Source organism: Streptomyces spiramenti (assembly GCF_012034385.1).
Classification (GTDB): domain Bacteria; phylum Actinomycetota; class Actinomycetes; order Streptomycetales; family Streptomycetaceae; genus Streptomyces; species Streptomyces spiramenti.
Genome location: NZ_JAAVJB010000284.1, coordinates 1 through 5546, shown reverse-complemented (window position 1 = coordinate 5546; position 5546 = coordinate 1). Strand labels below are relative to the sequence as shown.

Genomic DNA, 5546 nt, shown 5'->3' with positions numbered 1-5546 from the left:
GCCGCGCCGGTCGCCGACCGGCCCGCCACCGCGTCGGAGCCGCCCCCGCCTGCCGGCGCCCGGCTCTTCGAGGCTCGGCCCGACGCCCCGCCCGACGCCGCTTCCGGCGCGCCCGACGCACCGCACGGGCACTCCGGGTGGGGGACCATCTCCTCGCGGCGCATCTCCAGCGTCGGGAGCGAGAGCTCGCTGCGCACCCCCGTCGGCGCGGAATCCGGGTCGTCGAGGTACGCCAGCGCGGTGGCCGCCGCGAGACCGGCGACGGTCACGGCCAGCGCCGCGTCGCAGGCAGGCACCCCCGGGGTGCGACCGTTGCGCCACTGGCCGACCAGTAGCGGCCAGCTGGGTTCGCCCCGGGTCCGGTGCCGCAGCAGGCACTCGGCACAGGCGGAGACCCCGGGCAGCACCAGCGGCCCCACGAAACCGGTCGCCTCCACGACCCCGGCGTAGAGATGGGGGAGCTCGCCGTCCATCGCCGAGACCGCGGGGTCCGGGTCCGGCACGTAGGCCCGTACCCCGTCCCTGGGCGCGAGGACGACCAGTCGCGCTCCCTCCGCCCGCCGTTCCTGCGGTGTCTCCACCCGCCACGGCCGGGCGGCGCGCACCACCGCGCGGGCGGCGCCGTCCCGGCGCCTGCCGGTGTAGCCGGCGGGGATACCGCCGGGGGCGGTGTCGGCCGGCTCGACCCGGCCGCCGTCCACCACCTCCACCCGTCCGACGCCTGCCTGGGCCAGGGCGACGGCGAGAGCGGCACCGACCCGCCCGGCACCGCGGACCTGTACCCGCGCGAACCGTCTGGCCTCCAGGCGGTCCAGACCGCCGCCGGGGGAGCGGGTCAGCAGCGACTGTGCCGCGAGGTCGGGGCGGAGCCGCTCGCTGATCCGTGCCGCGGCGGCCCGGTCGGCGGTGGCGTCCTCCAGCAGGCCGGCGTCGGCCAGCCCCCGGGCCACGCGGTCCGCCGCACCCGGCGGCATGCCGAGGCGCACCGCCGCCGCCCGCAGGGCGGGCAGCCCCCGGGTGCCGTCCAGCAGCCCGAGGAAGGTCTCGGTGGCGGAGTCGAGCGGACCGAGGAGGACCGAGTGCGGCGGCGTCACCCCGAACCGCGCGGTCTGCCGGTCCTGCCAGCCGCGACGCAGTGCAGGCTTGATCATCGGATGCATGGTTCGTCCCCCCGTTCCGCGGGATGCCGCCATCCCGCCCCTCCGGCACCTCGCCCGGGCGCCTGGGCAGTACCGCGACCCACGACCGGTGACCGATGGTGCTCGCTCGCTCACGAAGAGCATCATGGTGCACGGGGGCGGTGACCGCCCGGAGTTATCCACAGGGGGTGGCGTTCGTCATACCGCAGTCCGTCGCGGTGCCCGTCACTTGTGGCTGCGGCATGAGGCTCCCTGGCGCGAAACGCTCTATATCGCCGTGGATATGCCCCGGTCCGACAAATCTCACGAATAGTGCAGCCGTGGGAGGCGCGGCGGCCCGGCGCGGCTCGTGGCCACGACTTTTGTCCGTGGATGGGGGTACCTTCGAAATGTGCCCGCCGACCCCCTCCAGAGCGTTGGCCCGCCGCAGCGCACCGCCGCGACGGGGCGCCCCCGGACGGCCGCGCCCCCTGACGGCCCGGTCGAGGTCCGCCGCAGCTCACGGCGCCGGCGAACGGTCTCCGCCTACCGCGAGGGGGGCCGCACCATCGTCCTGATCCCGGCCCGGATGTCCGAGGACGAGGAGCGCCGCTGGGTCTCGGTGATGATGGAGAAACTGGCCGCCCAGGAGCAGCGCCGGTACCTCGACGACGCGGAACTCGCCGCTCGTGCCGAGCAACTCTCCGCACGCCACCTGGACGGCCGGGCGGTGCCGCGCACGGTCCGCTGGGTCACCAACCAGCAGAGCCGCTGGGGATCCTGCACCCCCGCCGCCGGCTCCATCCGACTCTCCCACCGGCTCCAGGGCATGCCGGAGTACGTCCTGGACTACGTGCTGCTGCACGAACTCGCCCACCTGCTGGTCCCCGGTCACGGCCCCGGGTTCTGGCGGCTGCTGGAGGGCTACCCCCACACCGATCGGGCGCGGGGGTTCCTCGAAGGGGTCGTGGCGGCGGAGCGCCTCCCCCACATCCCCGGCGCCGACTGACTCCCGCCCGGCCCGGCGTCCGGAGTCCGGGCACCGCCGGGACGGCGGCCACAAACGGATCTCCGCCCGTGGCCGCCGCGCCCGGTCCGGCCGCGAGGTCGGATCAGAGCAGGGCGTGCGCCCTCGCGGCCAGGCGGACCACCGAACCGTCCGCGACCCCGGCGACCTCGCCGAAGCCGAACCACCGCAGCTCCGTCGACTCCTCGCTGCGCCGGGCCACCGCCCCGCGCGGCGCGATCGCCACGTACTGCACGTCCAGGTGCACCGCACAGGGGGTGAGGTGCCGGTCGAGCGCCACCGGCTGCTCCAGCAGCCGCAGCCCCTCGATGCCCGACTCCTCGCTCGCCTCCCGCAGGGCCGCGCCGGCCAGCGAGGTGTCGGTGTCCTCGCAGTGGCCGCCGGTCTGGAGCCACATGTCGAGCTTGGCGTGCAGCGTCAGCAGCACCTGCTCACGCTCCGGATCCACGACCAGCGCGGACGCGGTGAGATGGCCCACCGCGCACTCCCGGCGCAGCGCGTCCGGGTAGGAGGCCAGGTGTGTCCGGTACTCGTGGCGCAGCCGGTGCTGCCCTTCGTCCGGGGCCTGCCAGCGCTCCAGCACCCGGGAAGCGTCCCGGTGAAGGCTCATGCGCCGCGTCCCGGGGCGTCGCCGCCGTCCTCCTCGCCGTCGCGGGGTTCCTCGCCGCGGCTGTCCCCGTCCTCGGCCCGTTCACCGTCCGTGCGGTCGGTCGAACCGGGGGCCGTACCGGCTTCGCCCGCCGCCGCCGAGCCGAGGAGCTTGTCCAGCTCGGAGAAGTCCGTCTGCTCCCGGTGGACGAACCCGTCGGGGTCGTCCAGGTCCGTGGCGGTGGGCAGGAGATCCGGGTGGGACCAGAGCGCGTCCCGGCCGTCGGTGCCCCGTGCGTCGGCCAGCGACGCCCAGAGCCGGGCCGCGTCCCGCAGCCGCCGGGGGCGCAGCTCCAGTCCGACCAGGCTGGCGAACATCTGCTCCGCCGGGCCGCCGGTCGCGCGGCGGCGGCGCAGGGTCTCCCGCAGCGCGTCCGCGGCGGGGAGATGGCCGGAGGCCGCGCCGTGCACCACCGCGTCCACCCATCCCTCGACCAGCGCGAGCGCGGTCTCCAGCCGCGCCAGCGCGGCCTTCTGCTCGGGGGTGTCCTCCGGCTGGAACAGCCCCTGCTGGAGCTTCTCCTGGAGCTCCTCGGGGCGGGAGGGGTCGATCTGGCCGACCATGTCCTCCAGCCGGGAGCTGTCCACCTTGATGCCGCGGGCGTAGCCCTCGACGGCGCCCAGCAGGTGGGACCGCAGCCACGGCACGTGCTCGAACAGCCGCTGGTGCGCCGCCTCCCGCAGCGCGAGGTACAGCCGCACCTCCTCCAGCGGGACCCCCAGCCCCTCGCCGAAGGTGTCGATGTTCGCCGGGAGCAGTGCCGCCTTGCCCGCGGGGCCCAGCGGCAGCCCGACGTCGGTCGCGCCGAGGACCTCCCCGGCGAGGGTGCCGACGGCCTGCCCGATCTGGGTGCCGAACATCGCGCCGCCCATGGAGCGCATCATGCCGAGCAGGGGGCCGGCCATGGCCTGCATCTCCGACGGCAGCACCTCGCCCATGGCGTTGCCGACGCGCTCCGCCACGGGGTCGACCAGCTTCTTCCAGACGGGGAGGGTCGCCTCGACCCACTCGGCCCGGCTCCAGGCGACCGCCGAGGTCGCGCCGGAGGGCAGGGTCGTGACGCCGTCCAACCAGAGGTCGGCGAGGCGGATCGCCTCGGCGACCTTGGCGTGGTCCTGGCCGCCGACGCTGTGGTCGGCCTTCCCGCCGGAGTCGCCGCGCGCGACGGTCTGCCGCGCGATGTCGCGGGCGAGGTCCCAGTTCACCGGCCCGCCGTCGTAGGAGAGCATCTGACCCAGCTGCTGGAAGGCGGCACCGAGATCCGCGGGGCTGCCCGCGGATCCGCCGGGGCCTCCGAGGCCCAACGACCCGAACATGGCCTCCAGCGGGTTCTGCGGCTGGCCGCCGCCACCGGGGCCGCCGCCGTCGCCCTGGCCCTCACGCTTCTTCTTGCCGGACTCGTCGTCGCCGGGCTCCTCGGGGAGGCCGAATCCGAAAGGGGTCTCACTCACGAAGAAATCCTCGGCTCTGTGTGTACGGACGGACGGTCGCGGACAGCGCCGCCGGGGCCGGTCGCGAGCCGCGTCCGGGCCCTGTGCACCGGAGTGGCCCCGGGGGATCACCGGAGCGCAAACCGGGGCTTGTCCCTCCAGCCTAGACACCTCTCAGGCAGGATGGGGGCTACGCCTGTCGTATCAGAGACAACCACTGGAGAGATCCTGTGAGTTCCCCGGAGCCCATCGTTCGCGCAGCGCGAAACGACGCCGCGGCCCCGCTGACCATCGCCGTGACCGGAGCAGCCGACGGTGTCGGCGCCCTGTTCACCGAGCGGATCGCGGCGGTTCCCGGCGTGCGTCGGGTGCTCGCACTGGACGAGCGCCCCGGCGACACCGAGGACGTCGAATGGCACACCCTCGACGTCCGGGACCCCGCGATCGCGGACCGGCTGCGGGGCGACGGCGAATCGCCCCCGGTCGACGTCGTCGTGCACCTCGCCCTCGACCTCGGCCTCGACTCGGACCCCGCCGCCCGCAGCGCCTACAACGTGAGAGGCACCCAGACCGTGCTCACCGCGGCGGCTGCCGCCGGCGTGAGACGCGTAGTGCTCTGCACCTCGGCGATGGTCTACGGCGCCCTCGCCGACAACGACGTGCCGCTCTCGGAGGACGCGGAGCTCCGGGCGACCGCCGACGCCGGGGGAGTGGACGACCTCCTGGAGATCGAACGGCTCGCGGAGCGGGCGCCGCACGCCCACCCCGGGCTGACCGTCACCGTGCTGCGGCCGGCGGTCCTCGTCGGCGGCGGCGCGGACACCACCCTCACCCGCTACTTCGAGTCGCCGCGGCTGCTCGTCGTCGCCGGCTCGCAGCCGCGATGGCAGTTCTGCCACGTCGACGACCTCGTCTCCGCGCTGGAGTACGCCGCCCTGGGGCTCGTCGAGGGGCCCGTCTCGGTGGGGTGCGACGGCTGGCTGGAGCAGGACGAGGTCGAGGAGCTCTCCGACATCCGCCGGATGGAGCTGCCCTCGGCCGTCGCGCTGGGCGCCGCCTCCCGGCTGCACCGGCTCGGTCTGACCCCGTCCCCCGCGGGCGACCTCGCGTACACGATGCACCCCTGGGTGGTGAGCGGCAGCCGACTGCACGCCGCCGGCTGGCGTCCGCGGTGGAGCAACGAGGACGTGCTCGCCGCGCTGCTGGACGAGGTCGCGGGGCGGCACACCGTCGCCGGTCGCCGGCTGGGCGCCAAGGACGCCGCCACCACGCTCGGCGCCGCGGGCGCCACCGTCGCGCTGGTCGGCACCGCGGCGCTCGTC

At 75.4% G+C, this 5546-nt stretch carries 5 protein-coding genes; 2 read left to right on the top strand and 3 right to left on the bottom strand.

Features of this window, described 5'->3' with window-relative positions; all coding sequences use genetic code 11:
* On the bottom strand, positions 1–1151 hold a 1151-nt coding region (locus HCJ92_RS21655), incomplete at its 3' end, for a TOMM precursor leader peptide-binding protein (RefSeq protein ID WP_245241091.1).
* Between the two features lie 379 nt (positions 1152–1530).
* Between HCJ92_RS21655 and HCJ92_RS21650 the strand changes: the two genes are divergently transcribed.
* Positions 1531–2127, top strand: a complete 597-nt coding sequence (locus tag HCJ92_RS21650) for a YgjP-like metallopeptidase domain-containing protein (RefSeq protein WP_167935297.1) — start codon at positions 1531–1533, stop codon at positions 2125–2127.
* 103 nt (positions 2128–2230) lie between these two features.
* Here HCJ92_RS21650 and HCJ92_RS21645 read toward each other — a convergent pair whose 3' ends face one another.
* Positions 2231–2755 (bottom strand): NUDIX hydrolase, encoded by a 525-nt coding sequence (locus tag HCJ92_RS21645; RefSeq protein WP_167935296.1) that lies wholly within the window; start codon positions 2753–2755, stop codon positions 2231–2233.
* Positions 2752–4245 (bottom strand): zinc-dependent metalloprotease, encoded by a 1494-nt coding sequence (locus tag HCJ92_RS21640; protein WP_167935295.1) that lies wholly within the window; start codon positions 4243–4245, stop codon positions 2752–2754. The genes HCJ92_RS21645 and HCJ92_RS21640 overlap by 4 nt, the downstream gene beginning before the upstream one ends.
* 209 nt (positions 4246–4454) lie before the next feature.
* Between HCJ92_RS21640 and HCJ92_RS21635 the strand changes: the two genes are divergently transcribed.
* Positions 4455–5546: NAD-dependent epimerase/dehydratase family protein (locus HCJ92_RS21635; protein ID WP_167935294.1), on the top strand; the 1092-nt coding region annotated here is incomplete at its 3' end.

What these genes read in the sequence shown, in the direction of transcription:
- HCJ92_RS21645 (WP_167935296.1), bottom strand. Translation starts at nt 2,755, where the DNA reads ATGAGCCTTCACCGGGACGCTTCCCGGGTGCTGGAGCGCTGGCAGGCC.